The organism is Clostridium sp. E02 (assembly GCF_003833015.1).
Taxonomy (GTDB): Bacteria; Bacillota; Clostridia; order Lachnospirales; family Lachnospiraceae; genus Lacrimispora.
The window spans coordinates 26,530-47,241 of the sequence record NZ_RJLQ01000013.1; the positions used below are offsets into that span (position 1 = coordinate 26,530).

The following is a 20,712-nucleotide window of genomic DNA, read 5'->3' on the forward strand; positions in this document are numbered from 1 at the left end:
TGTAATTTATTTTAACAATTAATCTAAGAATATTCAACTGTTTTAATCTTTCATTTCTATTACGAATTTATTTCCGTAAAAAAAGTACTATTAATCAAGTAAGCGGACCCAACGCATTCGGCCCGCTTTTATTTATAATTAATCTACAGAAAACTTTCACCTGCAGCAGTTTCTTCTTCTGCAACAGTTGTTGCCGCACATCCGAAACCCGCAGTTTACACAACCGCAGGAACGGTTGTAACACCGTTGATTGCAAATCCAACCACAATAATTTGGTCCCCTCCATCTACACCAGCAATTTAAGCCACCGCAGCCAATGGAAAAGCCAAGTCGATAACAGCCCATAAGTTTTACCCCTCTTTTTTTGATATACTATATTATATCAGACATTCAGACAAGGTGTGAATCACCTTGACGCTCATGGTTCTATCCAGTATAATCATAGAATCATGAAATGAATGAGTAAATAGAAAGGCGGCACGAATTATGTGGATTGCAGACGGCTGGAGCGATTATGAAGTGATAGACTGTTCAGAAGGAGAGAAATTGGAGCGTTGGGGAAAGTATCTTCTGATACGTCCAGACCCTCAAGTCATCTGGTCCACCAAAAAAAAGGACCCAGGCTGGTTAAAGAAAAATGGACATTATCACCGAAGCCCAAAAGGCGGCGGAGAATGGGAGTTTTTTAACCTGCCAGAGCAATGGACCGTTAACTATAAAAATTTAACCTTTCAATTAAAACCTTTCAGTTTTAAACACACTGGACTTTTCCCAGAACAGGCAGCTAACTGGGACTGGTTTGGGGATAAAATCAGGAAAGCAAACCGGCCTATCAAGGTTTTAAACCTGTTTGCCTATACAGGTGGCGCAACTCTCGCCGCAGCTGAGGCAGGTGCTATGGTTACCCATGTAGATGCCTCAAAAGGAATGGTAAGCTGGGCGAAGGAAAATGCCAAGTCATCGGGACTAGAATCCACTTCCATCCGTTGGATCGTAGATGATTGTGTGAAATTTGTAGAACGGGAAATTCGAAGGGGCAACCATTATGATGCGATTATTATGGACCCTCCTTCCTATGGAAGAGGCCCCAAAGGTGAGATCTGGAAAATCGAAGAAGCGATTCATCCTTTGGTTAAGCTATGCGCTCAACTTTTATCGGATTCGCCCTTATTTTTCTTGATTAACTCATATACCACTGGACTTGCTCCTTCCGTACTTTCTTATCTGATTTCCGTTGAGGTGTTCGCAAAATTCGGAGGTAACGTTCAGTCTGACGAAGTTGGACTCCCAGTTAAAAACGGGCTGGTTCTGCCCTGTGGTGCGTCTGGAAGATGGTCATCTGACCGTTGATGACTCAATCATCTCCCACCATTTAAATAATTCCAAACAGCTGGAATATATGCCCTTAGAAATCGGCTGATTTGATAACTGACACAAACACAGATTACTGGCATAGTTAGATATAGAATAAACGGTATTGCCGGTACTGGCGGGAGCAGCAAAGCTCCCGCTTTATTTATGAAACGAACCATGGAAAAATGAGTGGCATACAAAAAAAAGTTTTGTTTCATCCAATCCTTTGGCTTCTTTAAATAGTTCCCCGGTATGACAAGCCACAAACCTGCGGGAAATAAAAGACGGTAACATACCGTTGAAACTGCAAGCTCTCCCCTAATATCTCCCGGAAAGTCCACTTTTCGAATCAGTAAGGCCGACACGAGCGTAATAATTCCCACGACCAGATATTTTCTTTGAAACGATTTCTCAACTATATGTTTTCCATGAACTGCAGCAAATGCTCCGGCTGTATAATAAAAAAGAGCATCTAGATTTAAGAATGAAAGTCCAAATCCCATATAGATCGTTGCAAAAACCCCTCCCAGAAATAAACCTCCGTACAATTTCTTTTTCACAATCAGATAGATCAAAGGTGCAAGTATAATTAATAGAATAAGCTGATTCAAATACCAGAATACATAATTATACCGATACTGAAGAATCGCGTTGACCGACTCAAAAAAAGTAAAGGGTACTTTTCCTTTCCCGATCACCTGAGAGAGAAAGGGAAGACGGCTTCCTATTACATAACCAAAGTAGTAAAGAAAATTCCAGCTGACATAAGGCACCACAACACTTTTGATCCTGGATTTATATTTCACCCAGGTCCTATCCAAAGAAAACCCTCGAAAAAAAAGATAAGAAGAGATTAAGAAAAAACCTGGAACTGCAATCTGAGCCATCGTGTCACCCAAAAATCGTTCCAGCCAGTCAATCTGGTAAGCACTGCTTGTCTTACCAAGGAACAGGACTGCATTATAGGAATGGACCCAGATTACCAGAAGGCTGTAAAGAAATGTAAACCAGATGATCTTATTTTTGAAGTATTTCTCTTCCATTCGGGTCCTCCTTCTTTCTTTATTAACACATCTTATCCAAAACCGATGCGGAAGCTTTTTCGTTATTTCGCTTACACGTCTCGTAATATCTTCTATAATATTCCGTATATAACAAATCTATGAGAAATAACTGACTGATTTCAGAGGATGTGGAACCTCCCTGAAGAGGGCCTTCGTTGGAACCACACAAAAGTGTTATATCGGAAAAGACTGTAAGAGGAGATTTAACGAACCTAGTAATACAAATGACAACAGCTCCTGCCTTTTTCGCCAGTTCTGCCGCATGGATGGTGTCTTTTGTCGCACCGGAATAAGAAAATAAAACCGCAGCATCTCCTTTTTGCAACATAGTTGCAGCCATTGCCTGCATATGGGAATCCTGCACACAGGAAACCTTAGGTTCAATTCTTAGGAACTTATTAAATGCCTTTAAAGCTGATATCATACTGGTCCCTACTCCAAAAAAACTGATTCTATTCGCCTGGTATAGAGATTCAACTGCCAAGTGAAAAGAATCTTCATTTAATAAAGAATACGTTTCTTCCAGTGCTCTCATATTGGTGTTTAACACTTTCCTTGATATCTCTTGAAAGGAGTCGGACAGGGAGATATCTCCTTCCAACCGTCCTTGTTCATTCTCATCTTCATGTAGACTCAAAGACAGCATCATCTTAAACTCCTGATATCCTTTTAATTCTAAGGTCTTGCAGAAACGAAATACACTAGTATCCCCCACCTCACATGCATCTGCCAAATCGGTTATCGACATAAACAACACATCTCTGGTGTTTTGTAAAATGTAATCAGCTACTTTCTTTTCAGCCCTGGTAAATTGGTTGTATTCTGTCCGAATTCTGGTCAAAAAATCTAACTGCATTAATTTCACACTCCTTTCTATTCCTTCTTTAGTTTGTTTTCCTGCATCCAGACCCATCTATAAAATATCCAGTTATTTCTCTGGGTCTTGTAATCGCAGTGCCCACTACGGCTGCAAACGCACCGGCCTGAAAGGCTAATTTCAATTGTTGGGGTGACATAATACCCCCCTCTGCAATTACGGGTTCGCTTACTGCCTTTGAGAGACTTTCTACCAGCTTTACGTCAGGCAGTCTGATGTGTATGGTATCTTGCGTATATCCTCGTAACGTTGTCCCAATCAGATCAAATCCCAGCTTTGCAGCTATAATCCCCTCTTCATAATTCGAGCAATCAGCCATGAATAGCTGGTTTGGATATTGTTCTTTGACCACCCTCCAAAAATCAGCCAGACTTTGACCATTCGGGCGAAGCCTTCCGGTTCCATCCATAGCAATAATTTCTACGCCACTAGAAATCAGCTTTTGAACTTCCTCCATTGTTGGAGTGATAAAAACTTCACTGTCTTTATATTCCTTTTTAATCAATCCAATGACAGGAACAGAAACGCTCTTTTTTATCTCCAAAATATCTGCAACTGAGTTGGCACGAATTCCCACTGCGCCTCCCTGCACCGCCGCAACGGCCATACGTGACATTATATAAGAACTGTAAAGAGGCTCTGATTCCAGTGCCTGACAAGAAACAATCAGACCACCTTTTAATCTGCTAAGCACCTTCTGTTTCATGCTGTATATCCTTTCCACGTTCATTTCTTTCATCATATCACATCTGAAAAAATTATCCTATACTGGTTTTTTATAGTTTAATAGTAATATCTGTAAAATTAATGAATTATTTACATATTTTTCAAGTACTTCGCGTAGGGATTATGGTATAATGAATAAAATCTTATGGATCCAACGATTATAAAGGAGAATAAATCATGAATAAGAGAGTTCGTGCTGTTTGCCTTTCTTTGGCAGTTCTTTTTATAGGAATGTATTTATGCAACAGCCAAGTCAACCAAATAGACAAAATGGAATCAAATGATCAAAAGATACATATATTTTCCTCTAACTTAAGACAAGCCCCCCTTCATACCATGGCACTTGGACCTGGTCTTATTAATCTATCCCCTGCGGATCAGTTTTCCACCTATCAATGGGGTCTGAAAAACGATGGAGAACTCCGTCTTGTGGAAATGGTATCAAAATTCAAAGCTGTAGATGATCTATATTCTGGACCATCTTCGTTTGGGGGCGGCCACACACAACAACCTGGTCCCAATGATTATGAATCAAAAGTAACAAAAGCAGTCCCGGGGATTGATATTAACATACAGCCTGCCTGGGAATTATACGACAAACAGTCTGAGAAACGAAGCGTAATTGTAGCTATTATCGATACAGGGATTGATATTAACCACAGGGAGTTAAAACATGCCATCTGGACCAATCCTGGTGAAATTGACGGAGATGGGATCGACGATGACGAGAATGGTTATATTGATGATATTCATGGATGGAACTTCTACTCTGGTAACAATCAAGTTTTTACTGGGGAGGAGGACAGTCACGGCACCCATGCTGCTGGTACTGTCAGTGCAGCAAGGGGTAATTATGGCATAGCCGGCATTACAGACAACCATTATGTTAAGATCATGCCAATAAAAGCATTAGGCGGATCGGAAGGGATCGGTTCTCCCTCTAAAGTCATAGAGGCGATCCGTTATGCAGAAGCCAATGGGGCATCTATCTGCAATCTGAGCATGGGGACTACGGCATATAGCAAAGAACTGGCTGATACGATTCACAATTCTAACATGTTATTTGTTGTATCTTGTGGAAATGGTGGAGTCTCAGGCCTTGGCTATGATACAGATGAACATCCCGTGTATCCAGCTTCTCTTCCCTATGACAATGTCATTTCCGTCGCTAACCTCCTGTTTGATGGAACGTTAAGCGAGGATTCTAATTATGGAGCAAAAAGTGTTGACCTTGCAGCACCGGGAACTTATATACTCAGTACCATTCCAGATAATTCTTATGGTTTTATGAGTGGCACCTCCATGGCCGCCCCAATGGTAACCGGGGTTGCTGCTATGCTTTACTCCTATCGTAAGGATCTTTCTCTACTTGAAGTGAAATCTATATTAATAAGCTCTAGTAAAAAAACAGATGCACTGGCAGGAAAAACAGTCAGCGGTGGTTTGTTGGATGCGTACGGCGCATTGACCTGGGGACAATAAAAGACAGGGCAGAAAGAAATAACTTCTTCTGCCCTGTCTTTTATTGATTTTCTGCTTGTGCTTATATCATTTCTTATTCTCTTGATATTCCCATCGGAAATTGGGAATCACATCAGACCAGTTATCAATTCCGATTATAGATTTCGCAAATTCAGAAGATTCTAATGTGTATTTTTTCTTATCAATATCACGGAACACCTGCCATATCTTACGACGTCTTGTTGCTACAATATCATCGCCCCGATCCATCCTACATTCCCAAAGTCCAAAAGATAATCCACTTCGAACTTCGGATGGTGCATCCACCTGTCGACTTAAAATATAAGCATCAATATAAGGATTGCTGTCAACCATATAATAGGAATAAGCATACGCAGCCGCCTGAACCTGAGGAATCTTCCCTCTTGACTGACTGGTAGCAGTAAATCCCTGTTCTGTCAATATAATGTGGCGAACGTTCCCACTTGGAGATTTTAAGCTATCCTGAGCCATATAATCCGTTAGTGTGTTTAGATTCTTGAAATTAATAACAGGAGAATTAAAATCATTAGTGATCAAACCTGTCTTATCATCATCCCAGAATTCCGGCTCTGTCATGGGACATGGGTATGGATGGTAGGATAATCCCCAATCCATCTGCCCCTGTTCATTCGCAAGAGCGTTGAAATGATCTACAATATCTTTTCCACCGTATTTTTGTTTGTTGTCAATCTCGTTCTTCCAGTTATAATCAAGGGAATAATAAACCCGATCATTAGCACTGGTACTTTTAATGGCAGTATAAAAAACCCGAAATACATCCTGATATGCTTTCACATAGCGGTTGATTTCCATATCTCCTACATAATTCCATTGCTGATTGTTGATTTCATTCCCTACAATCCAGTTGGAAATCTTACCAGCGTTTGGATTGGAGCCATTATAACGTTCTGCCAGAAATGAAGCGATAGCTTTAGTTTGGTCTAATCCCTTGGGAGTTGCTACGTTAAACATGTAATAAAAAGCTTTTGAATTCTTTTTCGTTCCAGGATAAACCAGATCTGGTGCTGCTTCATTCCAGCCATTTAAAATAATTGCAGTTACTGTCATCCCTTTTCCTGACAATGCACTAATGGTCTCATCATAACTTTTGATGGCATTCTCATCAAAATGATAGGTCTTTCCATCATACTGGTATTCAATTCCCTGTCCTAAAATCTGGTGAAAGGATATGTTGGTCGCTACATGCTTTACTCCCAAATCGAAGGCATCTCCCAGCATGTTAAGCTGAATATTTAATCCCTTCTTCGTCAAAGGATCACTGAATTTTTCTTGATTTTCCGCTACAATCTCAGGGTTGGTAATGTAATGTGGTTTGCTGATTTCAATGTATTTTGTTCCATCCCAGACAGCTACCACAAATTTACTGTATAATCTGTCGCTAGCCGTATTGCGAGCCAATGGAAACGTGAAGGTTACTGAACTTCCGGGAGCTGATGATGCTAAATAATCGGTTCTTCCATCCAGATTATCCTGGTAGGGTTGAAGTTCTACAAGATACAATACACCATCTGTACCCTCCACCGGCGCTTGATTGGACACCTTTAATGTTACAGTATTCTTATCCGTACCGATCAGACAGGATTGGATCACGGCCTGTGTATCCATAAATACTTGTTCCGGTTCTACCTGTTGATTTGTATTCTCATCTGCCAGTGATAGAAAGGCAGTAAAACAGCATAACATCGCAGCAGTTAGAAATCCAGTTAAGGCCCTGCCTAATATTTTTACTTTCATTTTCCGATTCCTCCATGTAAAGGTAATTAGATACCATACCATAATAACCAATTTCCCTTATATTTACAATAACGTTTTTATTACTTATTTGTAAGGAATCTGTAATTGATTCAAGTTTGAGGTTAGTGCTTAATTGGCATAACCACATATTTACCGCCACTTAAAATTCGGCTTTTTAATTTAATTATCCAACGATAGTAGCAACTCTTCTTAAGAGCGTTTGTAAGCCCTTGAAAGCAGTGTTTCTAATCGTTTTTATGATGTTTTTATCGAAAGTTTGTTCTATTTGCAATGCCTGATTTTGTAGTACCATTTTATAAAAGAAAACACCCATCTTTCGACAGGTTCTATGATCTATATGGATAATACAAAGTGAATTAACAAGTCTACATATTAAAGTTACATAAGTTTATATTAAACCATTGAAATGAATCATACGATATGATATATTAGAACTACAAAGAGTAACCGCCACACAAAGTGGAAGCTCCCAGAAAAAGCAAATGTCCTAATGGACACCGCCTATCCTGTTCGCAGCAGGGTAGGCTATTTTTTTAACTTATCTATGTAAGTCAGCAATGCCAAGATAAAAGTTGCAAATAAAAGCACGTCTGCAAAAGAAAACATATCCGACACCACCTCCCATCTCGTTATGACGTAAAGACATAAAAGCTGGAAGGTTCCACCCTGTATTCGGTTACTCCTGAAATCATATTACCATATAATTCCAAGGTCCACAATATTTATTTGACCTTTACAATCGGTGAGGGATAAACGTCCTTTTCGTCATGAGGTACGAAAATCTCCGGCCATCGCCCAAAGCAGTTATGAGCTCGTCCTCTGGTAGGAACGGAAAATCTCAAGCTCTCCTAATCTGTTGCGACCGTCGCAACTCCTCCAGAAATTCGATTCCTTATAATAGTACCATTTTAGTCCCACAAAACAAAGAAAAAGCCGAAACCCTCATAAACAAAGGGCTCGGCTTTTAAATTTAATTATTCAACGATAGTAGCAACTCTTCCTGAACCTACAGTACGTCCACCTTCACGGATAGCGAAACGAAGACCCTGCTCCATAGCGATTGGATGAATTAACTCTACAGTCATTTCAACGTTGTCACCAGGCATACACATTTCTGTGCCTTCTGGTAAATCACATACACCAGTTACGTCAGTTGTTCTGAAGTAAAACTGAGGTCTGTAGTTGTTGAAGAAAGGAGTATGACGTCCACCTTCATCTTTTGTTAAAACATAAACCTGAGCGGTAAATTTCTTATGACAAGTAATTGAACTAGGTTTGCAAAGACACTGTCCTCTTTCGATTTCTTCTCTCTGAACACCACGAAGTAATGCACCGATGTTATCACCAGCCTGAGCTTCGTCCAGTAACTTACGGAACATCTCAATACCAGTTACAACAACTTTACGTGTTTCTTCGTGAATACCAACGATTTCAACTTCGTCAGATACGTGTAATGTTCCACGCTCTACTCTACCAGTTGCAACTGTACCACGGCCTGTAATAGAGAAAACATCCTCTACTGGCATTAAGAATGGCTTATCAGTTTCACGAACTGGATCAGGAATGAATTCATCAACTGATTTCATTAATTCAAGGATTTTATCTCCCCAATTGCTGGAAGGATCTTCAAGAGCCTTTAATGCAGAACCCTGGATGATTGGTGTATCATCGCCTGGGAATTCGTACTCATCTAAGAGCTCACGGATCTCCATGTCTACTAATTCAAGTAATTCTTCATCATCAACCATATCACATTTGTTCATGAATACAACGATGTAAGGAACACCTACCTGACGAGAAAGCAGGATATGCTCTCTTGTCTGAGCCATAACACCATCAGTAGCAGCTACAACTAAAATAGCTCCATCCATCTGAGCAGCACCAGTAATCATGTTCTTAACGTAATCAGCATGTCCTGGGCAGTCAACGTGTGCATAATGTCTTGTCTCTGTCTCATACTCTACGTGAGAAGTTGAAATTGTGATACCACGCTCTCTCTCCTCTGGTGCCTTATCGATATTCTCGAAGCTTACTGATTCACCAGTACCTAATCTCTCATGAAGAGTCTTTGTGATAGCAGCTGTTAAAGTAGTTTTACCATGATCAACGTGTCCGATGGTACCAATGTTACAATGGGTTTTGTTTCTTTCAAACTTAGCTTTAGCCATTTTATAACGTCCTCCTTAATATATGCTCTTTCCAGAGCGTTGTTTTAATGTTAGGCTGTTTTTTATTATATGCTATTTATGCACTATTTTCAACCTTATTTAACGGATTCCAGGACGGACTTATCCGCCCGAAATCCAGTAGAACCTATTCGGTATTAATTACCCTTTTTCTCTGAAAGTACTTTTTCCTGTACACTCTTCGGTACCTGCTCATATTTCTCAAAGAACATAGAGAAGTTACCACGGCCTTGAGTTCTGGACCGTAAATCAGTAGAGTAGCCAAACATTTCGGAAAGCGGTACATATGCTTTGATCATCTTACCACCGCCGATGTCTTCCATACCTTCGATACGGCCACGGCGGGAGTTAATATCTCCGATAACGTCACCCATGTAATCTTCCGGCATAGTTACTTCTACTTTCATGATTGGTTCAAGAAGAATGGATCCACCCTTGTTCATCGCATCTTTAAATGCCATGGAACCAGCAATGTGGAATGCCATCTCACTGGAATCGACATCATGATAAGAACCATCATATACAGTAGCCTTTACACCAACCACTGGGAATCCACCCAGTATACCAGCTTTGGTCGCTTCCTCAATACCTTCCCCAACTGCAGGAATGTACTCTTTTGGAATTGATCCGCCGACTACCGCTGACTCAAACTTAAACAGTTCTTCGCCATTGGCATCCATTGGTTCAAAGCGAACCTTACAGTGTCCATATTGTCCACGTCCACCAGACTGTTTCGCATACTTACTATCGATTTCAACGGTCTTTGTAAAGGATTCCTTGTATGCAACCTGAGGAGCACCTACGTTTGCTTCAACGTTAAATTCACGAAGCAGACGATCTACGATGATTTCCAGATGAAGTTCACCCATTCCGGAGATGATAACCTGACCAGTTTCCTGATTGGTCTTCGCACGGAAAGTAGGATCTTCTTCTGAAAGTTTAGCCAATGCTTCACCCATCTTGCCCTGACCAGCTTTGGTCTTAGGCTCGATTGCGATATCGATAACTGGCTCTGGGAATTCCATGGATTCAAGAATTACCGGATGCTGTTCATCACAGATCGTATCACCAGTGGATGTTACTTTAAATCCAACAGCTGCTGCGATATCACCGGAATACACTCTGTCTAACTCTGATCTCTTGTTCGCATGCATCTGCAAGATACGGCCAACACGTTCTTTTTTGCCTTTGGTTGCATTCAGTACATAAGAACCGGAATTCATAACACCGGAATATACACGGAAGAATGCAAGCTTACCAACGAACGGATCCGTCATGATCTTAAATGCAAGAGCTGCAAATGGTTCATCGTCAGATGAATGTCTCTCGATCTCATTCCCGTCCATATCAACACCCTTAATCGAAGCGATGTCAGTAGGAGCTGGCATAAATTCAAGAATTGCATCAAGAAGTTTCTGTACTCCTTTGTTTCTATATGCACTTCCGCAACATACTGGGATAGCAGTACAGTTACAGGTAGCTATTCTTAACACTTTCTTTAAATCTTCGTTTGAAGGCTCTTCCCCTTCTAAATACTGCATCATCAGATCATCGTCTAATTCACAGATTTTCTCTACTAATTCTGCACGATAAAGTTCTGCATCATCTTTCATATCCTCTGGGATATCAGCAACTGTGATGTCATCACCTTTGTCATCGTTGTAGATATAAGCCTTCATCTCAAACAAATCAATGATTCCTGCAAAATCATCTTCTGCTCCGATGGGAAGCTGAATACAGATCGTGTTCTTGCCTAAACGACTCTTGATCTGATCTACAGCTCCGTAAAAATTCGCACCCATGATATCCATCTTATTGATGAATGCCATACGGGGTACGTTGTAGGTATCAGCCTGACGCCATACATTCTCGGACTGCGGTTCAACACCGCCCTTGGCACAGAAAACGCCAACAGCGCCATCTAATACACGCAGGGAACGTTCTACTTCCACGGTAAAGTCAACGTGTCCTGGAGTATCGATAATGTTAATACGATGTTCCAGCGCACCTGGCTTTTCTTTGGTCATTTCGCGCATTGTCCAATGACAGGTCGTAGCAGCTGAAGTAATTGTGATTCCTCTTTCCTGTTCCTGTTCCATCCAATCCATGGTAGCAGTACCTTCATGAGTATCACCAATTTTGTAATTTACACCAGAATAATAGAGGATACGCTCCGTCAATGTAGTCTTACCTGCATCGATATGGGCCATAATACCAATATTTCTAGTTCTTTCCAATGGATATTCTCTTCCAGCCAAAGCCTTGTCCTCCTATTAGAATCTGTAATGAGCAAATGCCTTGTTTGCTTCAGCCATCTTGTGCATATCTTCTTTCTTCTTTACAGAAGCACCAGTGTTGTTAGCTGCATCCAAGATCTCATTTGCAAGTCTTTCTTCCTGAGTCTTTTCGCCTCTCTTACGAGAGTACAGAGTAATCCATCTCAGGCCTAAAGTCTGTCTTCTCTCTGTTCTTACTTCGATCGGTACCTGGTAAGTAGCTCCACCGATACGTTTTGCCTTTACTTCAAGTACAGGCATAATGTTGTTCATTGCTTCTTCAAATACTTCAACAGCTGTTTTACCTGTTTTTTCTTCGACACGGCCAAATGCGCCGTATACAATTTTCTGAGCAACACCCCTTTTACCATCTAGCATAATGTTGTTAATTAACTTCGTAACAACCTTGCTGTTGTAAATCGGATCTGCTAATACGTCTCTTTTTTGAGTATGTCCTTTACGTGGCACGTTACTTCCCTCCTTAATATCGCCGTCTTTCCTTACGGATAAACAGCTATTCATTAGATCCTCGGTACTCACAAACATTGAAGTTGCGTTCGCGCTCGGTTTCTATATATAATCCTGCAACCTACAGGTTCAATATCAAAAGTCCGGCACTAGTTTTCAAATGTGTGGTATTATTTCTTGTCTTTTGGTCTCTTCGCACCGTACTTGGAACGAGCCTGTCTTCTGTTGGCTACTCCTGCAGTATCGAGAGTACCTCTTACGATATGGTATCTTGTACCTGGTAAGTCTTTTACTCTACCGCCGCGGATTAATACAACGCTATGCTCCTGAAGGTTATGACCTTCACCTGGGATGTAACTTGTTACTTCGATCCCGTTAGAAAGACGAACTCTTGCGATCTTTCTAAGAGCGGAGTTAGGTTTTTTAGGGGTTGCAGTCTTAACTGCGGTACAAACGCCTCTTTTTTGAGGAGCAGAAACATTAGTCGCCTTCTTCTGCAAAGAGTTATAACCCTTCTGCAAAGCTGGTGCTGTGGATTTCTTAACGCCTGTCTGTCTTCCCTTTTTTACTAACTGGTTAAATGTTGGCATTCCATTCACCTCCTGTGATATTGTCTGTGGTTGCTGTTATCTTCAGCTCAATTTACGCACAAAAACATGACGCGTCTATGCACGCCTAATCATTATATCCATTTTGTATTTTTCTGTCAAGTTTTTTTTTACTATTGTCAATTCTCAATTTAGAATATGTCTGGCAAGTTAGACTCTAAAGCAGACGCGCTGTCCATATCGTAATATATTCTTAAGCTTCATGCGCATTCTGCCCGAAGAGCTTTTTATCACATAGGACTTGATTTCCTATGTGATAAAAGACGCCCTGACAGCAAATAAGTCAGGGCATCTTTTGCTTTATTCTTCTATTTCACTTTCACTAATGGCTAAAATCTCTTCTGCTTCCTCAAATCCATCTTCGGAAAGCAGGATCTCATCTTCATCTAGGAGGATTTCATCCTCTTTTTCATACTCTGCATCTGTGCTTAAAGTAATGTCACGGTAACGTCTCATACCAGTACCCGCCGGAATCGGTTTACCAATAATTACATTTTCCTTCAACCCGATCAGATGATCGACTTTTCCATTAATCGCTGCTTCTGTTAGCACCTTTGTGGTCTCCTGGAATGAAGCGGCAGATAAGAATGAATCTGTAGCCAGAGATGCTTTTGTGATACCAAGCATAACCTGTTTTCCATCCGCAGGTTCTTTTCCTTCTTTAATAAGTGCTTCATTTAAGTCATTATAATCAAGAACATCCATAGAAGTTCCAGGTAGAACTGTGCTGTCTCCACCTTCTTCGATTTTGATTTTCTTAAGCATCTGTCTTACAATCATCTCCACATGCTTATCATTAATCTCAACACCCTGAAGACGATACACGCGCTGTACTTCTTGAATCATATAATCCTGAACCGCACGAACTCCCTTAATTTTCAGGATATCATGTGGATTAACACTACCTTCCGTCAACTCATCACCAGCCTCAAGCACCTGTCCGTCCTGGACCTTAATTCTCGAACCGTAAGGGATCAGATAGGTCTTTGAATTTCCAGTCTCATTATCTGTAATGATGATTTCACGTTTTTTCTTCGTATCCTTAATCACCATAACGCCGCCGAACTCTGCAATGATTGCAAGACCCTTGGGCTTACGTGCCTCAAAAAGTTCCTCGACACGAGGAAGACCCTGTGTGATATCTCCACCAGCAACACCGCCTGTATGGAAGGTACGCATGGTCAACTGGGTTCCTGGCTCTCCGATAGACTGTGCAGCTATGATTCCAACTGCTTCACCTACCTGAACCGGCTGTCCGGTTGCCATATTGGCTCCGTAACACTTCGCACAAACTCCGTGATGGGCTTTACAGGTTAAAACGGTACGGATCTTAACCGAATCCCGTCCCAACTTATTTAGAACTTTCATAACTGCAGCCGCACGCTTCGGCGTACACATGTGATTTTCTCGAGCTATAATCTCTCCCGTATCCGGATCTGTAATGGTTTCAGCGATAAACCGTCCAGTTAGACGTTCTTCCAATCCCTCAATAACTTCCTCACCATCTGTAAATGCCTTGATTTCCATAAATGGATATTCATCGCCTTCCCCGCAATCAATATCCCGGATAATCATATCCTGAGATACGTCTACCAGACGTCTGGTTAAATAACCGGAATCGGCAGTACGAAGTGCGGTATCGGAAAGTCCTTTTCGGGCTCCATGAGCAGAGATAAAGTACTCCAATACATCAAGACCCTCACGGAAGTTGGATTTAATTGGAAGTTCAATGGTGTGACCGGTTGTATCTGCCATAAGTCCACGCATACCTGCAAGCTGTTTGATCTGCTTGTCAGAACCACGAGCTCCGGAATCCGCCATCATATAAATATTGTTGTATTTATCCAGTCCGGTCAACAGATCATGGGTCAGCTGATCATCGGTGGTTTTCCATGTGTCAATTACTTCTTTGTAACGCTCTTCTTCTGTAATCAAACCACGTCTGTAATTCTTTGCGATCTGATCAACCGTTGCCTGAGCCTCTGCAATCAGTTTCGGTTTGCTCTCTGGTACAGTCATATCAGAAATGGATACCGTCATAGCTGCCTTTGTCGAATATTTATAACCAATGGCTTTAATGTCATCTAGAGTTTCCGCTGTCTGAACTGCTCCATGAACGTTAATGACTTTCTCAAGAATCTGCTTACACTGCTTCTTGCCTACATGGAAATCCACTTCCATCAAAAGTTCATTCTCTGGATTGGTACGGTCTACAAACCCAAGATCCTGAGGAACAATCTCATTGAAGATGAAGCGCCCTACCGTCGATTCTACAACTCCAGTTTTCACCGTTCCATCGGGCATCTTTTTGCTGACTCTTGCCTTAATTCTGGAATGAAGGGTAACAGCCTGGTTTTCATAAGCTAAAATGGCTTCATTTACACTTTTAAAGACCATTCCTTCCCCTTTTGCTCCTGGACGTTCCTGTGTCAGATAGTAAATACCAAGAACCATATCCTGAGAGGGAACTGCCACAGGACCACCGTCAGATGGTTTCAGCAGGTTATTCGGAGATAACAGCAGGAATCGGCATTCTGCCTGTGCTTCTACGGAAAGAGGCAGATGAACCGCCATCTGATCCCCATCAAAGTCGGCATTAAATGCGGTACAAACAAGAGGGTGGAGTTTTATCGCTTTTCCTTCTACCAGAATCGGCTCAAACGCCTGGATTCCCAGTCTATGAAGAGTAGGTGCACGGTTCAACATAACCGGATGCTCTTTGATTACATCTTCCAGAACATCCCATACCTCTGTCTGAAGACGTTCCACCATCTTCTTCGCATTCTTAATATTATGTGCGGTTCCGTTGGATACCAATTCTTTCATAACGAAAGGCTTGAACAACTCGATTGCCATCTCCTTCGGAAGACCACACTGATAAATCTTAAGTTCTGGTCCTACTACGATAACAGAACGTCCAGAATAATCAACACGCTTTCCTAACAGGTTCTGGCGGAAACGTCCCTGTTTTCCCTTTAACATATCAGACAGGGATTTTAAGGCACGGTTTCCTGGACCAGTAACGGGTCTTCCCCGTCTTCCGTTGTCAATCAGGGCATCTACTGCTTCTTGAAGCATACGTTTCTCGTTTCGAACAATGATATCTGGAGCACCAAGTTCGAGTAAACGAGCCAAACGGTTGTTGCGGTTAATGATTCTTCTATATAGATCATTAAGATCAGAAGTAGCGAACCGACCACCATCAAGCTGAACCATAGGGCGAATATCTGGAGGGATAACTGGAACTGCTGTCATAATCATCCATTCCGGCAGGTTTCCGGAGTTGCGGAATGCTTCCACAACTTCCAGTCTTTTGATTATCCTGGCACGTTTCTGTCCGGTTGCTTCTTTTAAACCATTCTTCAGTTCTTCCGAATCCTTTTCAAGATTAATGGAACGAAGCAATTCTAATACCGCTTCCGCCCCCATACCAACGCGGAAAGAACCATAACCATATTTGTCGCTTTCTTCCCGATACTCTTTTTCAGATAACACCTGTTTATACTGAAGTCCGGTATTTCCCGCATCCAATACCACATAAGATGCAAAGTAAAGCACCTTCTCCAAAGTTCTTGGAGAGATATCAAGGATCAATCCCATACGGCTGGGAATTCCCTTAAAATACCAGATATGAGAAACAGGAGCAGCAAGTTTGATATGACCCATACGCTCTCTGCGGACACTGGCCTTTGTTACTTCAACACCACATCGGTCACAGATAACGCCTTTGTACCGAATTTTTTTATATTTACCACAATGGCATTCCCAGTCCTTACTCGGTCCAAAGATTCGTTCGCAGAACAAACCATCTTTTTCTGGCTTTAAAGTCCTATAGTTAATTGTCTCTGGCTTCTTCACCTCGCCATGGGACCATTCCAGTATCTTTTCCGGAGATGCCAGACCAATCTTGATGGCATCAAATGTCATTGGGTGGTAAGTTTCGTTATTCTCAGGCATAAGCGGTTCTCCCTTCTATTATTCTTCGTCTGAATCGTCAAAATCTACGTCATCGTTCTCTACTAAAGAATTTTCGACACCCACTGCAACCACTTTTTCTTCGACATCGACATTGACCAGTTCATTGTTTTTGAATTCCTGTTTCTGGAAACCAAGGTTTCCAAAGGATTCTTCGTTTCGATACTGTTTGTCGCCTTCGATGATAGATCTTAAATCTGTTTCTTCGTATTCTGTACTTTCTGAAATCTGAACTTCTGTATTGTCATCGCGAAGCACCCTTACATCCAGTGCCAGGGACTGAAGCTCTTTTAAAAGTACCTTAAAGGATTCTGGAATACCCGGTTCTGGGATATTCTCTCCTTTTATGATTGCTTCATAAGTCTTCACACGTCCAACCACATCATCGGATTTCACTGTCATGATCTCCTGTAAGGTATAGGAAGCACCATAAGCCTCCAGTGCCCAAACCTCCATCTCTCCGAAACGCTGACCACCAAATTGCGCTTTACCACCTAATGGCTGCTGAGTAACTAGAGAATATGGTCCAGTAGAACGGGCATGAATCTTATCATCAACCAAATGGTGAAGTTTCAGATAATGCATGTGTCCGATGGTAACTGAACTGTCGAAGAATTCTCCAGTCCTGCCATCCCGCAAGCGTACTTTACCATCACGGTTAATCGGTACTCCCTTCCAGAGTTCTCTATGATCTAGGTGTTCGCCCAGATAATCAATCACTTTGGATTCTAAAGTTCCTTTATATTTCTCCTGAAAGTCTTCCCATGTTAAATTAACATAGTCATTGGCTACATCCAGGGTATCCATAATGTCATTCTCGTTTGCCCCGTCAAATACCGGAGTTGATATATTAAATCCAAGTGCTCTGGCTGCAAGGCTTAAATGAATCTCAAGTACCTGCCCGATGTTCATACGAGATGGTACACCAAGTGGGTTTAATACGATATCCAGAGGACGACCATTTGGTAAGAATGGCATATCTTCTACAGGAAGCACGCGGGATACAACACCCTTGTTCCCATGACGTCCAGCCATCTTATCACCAACAGAGATTTTCCTCTTTTGTGCAATGTAAATACGCACTGTCTGGTTTACTCCTGGGGAAAGCTCATCCCCATTTTCTCTTGTAAACACTTTTGCATCTACGACAATTCCATAAGCTCCATGAGGTACCTTCAAAGATGTATCACGCACTTCTCTGGCTTTTTCACCGAATATAGCGCGAAGCAATCTTTCCTCAGCCGTCAGTTCTGTTTCCCCTTTCGGAGTCACTTTCCCAACCAGAATATCACCTGCCCGAACTTCCGCTCCGATTCGAATAATGCCTCTTTCATCCAAATCTTTTAAGGCTTCTTCTCCTACTCCTGGTACATCTCGGGTAATTTCTTCCGGCCCCAGCTTGGTATCACGAGCCTCTGCCTCATATTCCTCAATGTGAACCGAGGTATAAACATCTTCCTGAACCAGTCTTTCACTTAGAAGAACCGCATCTTCGTAATTATAACCTTCCCAAGTCATGAATCCGATCAACGGATTCTTACCAAGTGCAATCTCACCATTTTGGGTGGAAGGACCATCTGCAATCACATCGCCAGTTTCCACATGTTCATTCTTATAGACAATGGGTTTCTGGTTATAACAGTTTGATTGGTTGCTTCTCTTAAATTTTGTCAGACGATATACATCTTTCCCACCGTCTGAGTCTCTCTTTATAATAATTTCATTGGAAGCAGAGCGTTCTACTACCCCTGGATTTTTAGCAACCATACAAACACCGGAATCGACGGCAGCCTTAGTTTCCATTCCTGTACCTACCGCTGGAGCATCGGTTGTAAGAAGTGGAACCGCCTGACGCTGCATGTTTGATCCCATAAGCGCACGGTTCGCATCATCGTTCTCAAGGAAAGGAATCATTGCTGTTGCTACAGAAAACACCATCTTAGGCGATACGTCCATCAGATCAATGTTCTTTCTCTGGAACTCAGAAGTTTCTTCCCGATAACGTCCAGAAATATTTTTATGAACAAAATGTCCATTCTCATCGATTGGCTCATTCGCCTGAGCAACCACAAAGTTATCTTCTTCATCTGCAGTCAGATAAATCACTTCATCGGTTACTACCGGATTGTCAATATCACTTTTATTTACAACTCGATAAGGTGCTTCTACAAATCCGTACTGATTCACTCTTGCATAGGTTGCCAGAGAGTTGATCAGACCGATATTTGGACCTTCAGGAGTCTCAATTGGGCACATACGACCATAATGGGTGTAATGAACATCTCGTACCTCGAATCCGGCACGGTCTCTGGAAAGACCTCCAGGTCCCAAGGCAGAAAGACGTCTCTTATGGGTAAGCTCTGCAAGTGGGTTGTTCTGATCCATAAACTGGGACAACTGAGAACTTCCAAAGAATTCTTTCACTGCCGCAGTAACTGGCTTAATGTTAATCAAGGACTGTGGTGTTATACCATCCATATCTTGAGTAGTCATACGTTCGCGAACCACTCGTTCCATTCTGGAAAGACCAATCCGGTACTGGTTCTGTAACAATTCACCAACCGCACGGATTCTTCTGTTTCCTAAATGATCAATATCATCTGCGTTGCCAACTTCTTCCTCTAAATGAATATTGTAATTAACGGAAGCAAGAATATCTTCTTTTGTAACATGCTTTGGAATCAATTCATTGACATTGCGATGAACCGCTTTTTTTAATGCTTCTATATCTTCATTTCCAACTTCTGACAGGATTTTTTCTAGCACAGGGTAGAATACTAATTCTGAAATCCCTGCTTCTTTTGGATCAAAATCCACATAAGAAGCCAGATCCACCATTAAGTTAGAAAGTACTTTCTGTTTCCGTTCTACACCCTCTAACCAAACAAAAGGAACAGCCGCATTCTGGATGTCCGTTGCAAGCTGCTTGTCTACTGTCGTTCCTGCCTCAGCTAAAATTTCGCCGGTAGTCGTATCCACTACATCCTCTGCGAGTATGTGACCGGTAATGCGATTTTTAAAATGAAGCTTTTTATTGAATTTATAGCGTCCTACCTTAGCCAGATCATACCGTCTTGAGTCGAAGAACATACTATTTAATAAACTTTCCGCACTATCAACAGACAAAGGCTCACCTGGGCGTATCTTTTTATATAACTCCAAAAGTCCATCCTGATAATTATCTGATGTATCTTTACCAATGCTGGCTAATAATTTAGGTTCTTCACCAAAGAGTTCTAAAATCTCAGCATTGGTGCCATAACCAAGCGCGCGGATCAACACGGTTACAGGAACTTTTCTGGTTCTATCAACACGCACGTAGAAAATATCATTGGAGTCCGTCTCATACTCCAGCCATGCACCACGATTCGGAATCACCGTACAGGTATAAAGTTCTTTTCCTACTTTATCGTGTGAGATACCATAATATATACCTGGGGAACGTACCAACTGGCTTACAATAACTCGCTCGGCGCCGTTAATTACGAAAGAACCGGTACTTGTCATAAGCGGAAGATCACCCATGAAGATCTCATGTTCATTAATTTCATCTTTATCTTTATTGCAAAGTCTTACTTTTACCTTTAAAGGCGCTGCATAAGTAGCATCTCTTTCTTTGCATTCTTCTATTGTGTACTTGATGTCATCTTTACATAATGTAAAATCAACAAATTCAAGACTTAAGTGTCCCGCAAAGTCTGCAATCGGCGAGATGTCTTCAAAGACTTCCTTCAATCCTTCATCAAGGAACCACTGATAGGAATTCTTTTGAATCTCAATCAGGTTTGGCATCTCAAGCACTTCTTTTTGTCTTGAGAAACTCATTCTCAGGCTCTTACCGGTTGGAACCGGACGCATTCTGCTTTTTTCCATTGACGTTTCACCCCTGTTTTCTTTCTA

The 20,712-nt window shown here is 41.6% G+C and carries 12 protein-coding genes; 2 read left to right on the top strand and 10 right to left on the bottom strand.

Going from position 1 to position 20,712, the window contains the following annotated elements:
* Window positions 1–486 precede the first annotated feature (486 nt).
* Entirely contained in the window at window positions 487–1,350 is an 864-nt protein-coding gene (locus EFT72_RS11155) for a class I SAM-dependent methyltransferase (protein ID WP_124066996.1), read from the top strand.
* Window positions 1,351–1,358: 8 nt separating this feature from the next.
* On the opposite strand, the gene EFT72_RS11160 is transcribed toward EFT72_RS11155, so the two are convergent.
* Genes EFT72_RS11160 through EFT72_RS11170 form a run of 3 tightly spaced genes read right to left on the bottom strand, consistent with a single transcriptional unit; the run spans window position 1,359 to window position 4,000 of the window.
* Window positions 1,359–2,396 (bottom strand): acyltransferase family protein, encoded by a 1,038-nt coding sequence (locus tag EFT72_RS11160; protein ID WP_124066997.1) that lies wholly within the window; start codon window positions 2,394–2,396, stop codon window positions 1,359–1,361.
* A gap of 22 nt (window positions 2,397–2,418) precedes the next feature.
* Window positions 2,419–3,273, bottom strand: coding sequence for a MurR/RpiR family transcriptional regulator (locus EFT72_RS11165; RefSeq protein ID WP_124066998.1), 855 nt, complete (start codon window positions 3,271–3,273; stop codon window positions 2,419–2,421).
* Window positions 3,274–3,301: 28 nt separating this feature from the next.
* Complete coding sequence (locus tag EFT72_RS11170) at window positions 3,302–4,000, bottom strand: N-acetylmannosamine-6-phosphate 2-epimerase (protein WP_124066999.1); 699 nt, start codon at window positions 3,998–4,000, stop codon at window positions 3,302–3,304.
* Between the two features lie 197 nt (window positions 4,001–4,197).
* Between EFT72_RS11170 and EFT72_RS11175 the strand changes: the two genes are divergently transcribed.
* Window positions 4,198–5,502, top strand: a complete 1,305-nt coding sequence (locus tag EFT72_RS11175) for a S8 family peptidase (protein ID WP_164473136.1) — start codon at window positions 4,198–4,200, stop codon at window positions 5,500–5,502.
* Between the two features lie 66 nt (window positions 5,503–5,568).
* Here the strand turns inward: EFT72_RS11175 and EFT72_RS11180 are convergent, their stop codons facing one another.
* The 7 genes from EFT72_RS11180 to EFT72_RS11210 form a co-directional block, all read right to left on the bottom strand.
* On the bottom strand, window positions 5,569–7,278 hold the full coding sequence (locus EFT72_RS11180; RefSeq protein ID WP_124067000.1) for a DUF5722 domain-containing protein: 1,710 nt from the start codon (window positions 7,276–7,278) through the stop codon (window positions 5,569–5,571).
* Window positions 7,279–8,273: 995 nt separating this feature from the next.
* Window positions 8,274–9,467: an elongation factor Tu gene (gene tuf / locus EFT72_RS11185; RefSeq protein ID WP_124067001.1), complete on the bottom strand. Its 1,194-nt coding sequence runs from the start codon at window positions 9,465–9,467 to the stop codon at window positions 8,274–8,276.
* 155 nt (window positions 9,468–9,622) lie between these two features.
* Window positions 9,623–11,743 carry an elongation factor G gene (fusA, locus tag EFT72_RS11190; protein ID WP_124067002.1) on the bottom strand — a complete coding sequence of 707 codons (2,121 nt, stop codon included), beginning with the start codon at window positions 11,741–11,743 and terminating at the stop codon, window positions 9,623–9,625.
* Window positions 11,744–11,758: 15 nt separating this feature from the next.
* Complete coding sequence (rpsG, locus tag EFT72_RS11195; RefSeq protein ID WP_124067003.1) at window positions 11,759–12,229, bottom strand: 30S ribosomal protein S7; 471 nt, start codon at window positions 12,227–12,229, stop codon at window positions 11,759–11,761.
* Between the two features lie 170 nt (window positions 12,230–12,399).
* Window positions 12,400–12,819 (bottom strand): 30S ribosomal protein S12, encoded by a 420-nt coding sequence (gene rpsL / locus EFT72_RS11200; protein ID WP_124067004.1) that lies wholly within the window; start codon window positions 12,817–12,819, stop codon window positions 12,400–12,402.
* A gap of 318 nt (window positions 12,820–13,137) precedes the next feature.
* The gene (gene rpoC / locus EFT72_RS11205) at window positions 13,138–16,794 is read right to left on the bottom strand and encodes a DNA-directed RNA polymerase subunit beta' (protein ID WP_124067005.1); all 3,657 of its coding nucleotides are present in this window, start codon (window positions 16,792–16,794) and stop codon (window positions 13,138–13,140) included.
* Window positions 16,795–16,812: 18 nt separating this feature from the next.
* Entirely contained in the window at window positions 16,813–20,685 is a 3,873-nt protein-coding gene (locus tag EFT72_RS11210; protein WP_124067006.1) for a DNA-directed RNA polymerase subunit beta, read from the bottom strand.
* Window positions 20,686–20,712: the final 27 nt, after the last annotated feature.

What these genes read in the sequence shown, in the direction of transcription:
- tuf (WP_124067001.1), bottom strand. Translation starts at nt 9,467, where the DNA reads ATGGCTAAAGCTAAGTTTGAAAGAAACAAAACCCATTGTAACATTGGT.
- EFT72_RS11170 (WP_124066999.1), bottom strand. Translation starts at nt 4,000, where the DNA reads ATGAAACAGAAGGTGCTTAGCAGATTAAAAGGTGGTCTGATTGTTTCT.
- EFT72_RS11180 (WP_124067000.1), bottom strand. Translation starts at nt 7,278, where the DNA reads ATGAAAGTAAAAATATTAGGCAGGGCCTTAACTGGATTTCTAACTGCT.
- EFT72_RS11155 (WP_124066996.1), top strand. Translation starts at nt 487, where the DNA reads ATGTGGATTGCAGACGGCTGGAGCGATTATGAAGTGATAGACTGTTCA.
- rpoC (WP_124067005.1), bottom strand. Translation starts at nt 16,794, where the DNA reads ATGCCTGAGAATAACGAAACTTACCACCCAATGACATTTGATGCCATC.
- EFT72_RS11165 (WP_124066998.1), bottom strand. Translation starts at nt 3,273, where the DNA reads ATGCAGTTAGATTTTTTGACCAGAATTCGGACAGAATACAACCAATTT.
- EFT72_RS11175 (WP_164473136.1), top strand. Translation starts at nt 4,198, where the DNA reads ATGAATAAGAGAGTTCGTGCTGTTTGCCTTTCTTTGGCAGTTCTTTTT.
- rpsL (WP_124067004.1), bottom strand. Translation starts at nt 12,819, where the DNA reads ATGCCAACATTTAACCAGTTAGTAAAAAAGGGAAGACAGACAGGCGTT.
- EFT72_RS11210 (WP_124067006.1), bottom strand. Translation starts at nt 20,685, where the DNA reads ATGGAAAAAAGCAGAATGCGTCCGGTTCCAACCGGTAAGAGCCTGAGA.
- EFT72_RS11160 (WP_124066997.1), bottom strand. Translation starts at nt 2,396, where the DNA reads ATGGAAGAGAAATACTTCAAAAATAAGATCATCTGGTTTACATTTCTT.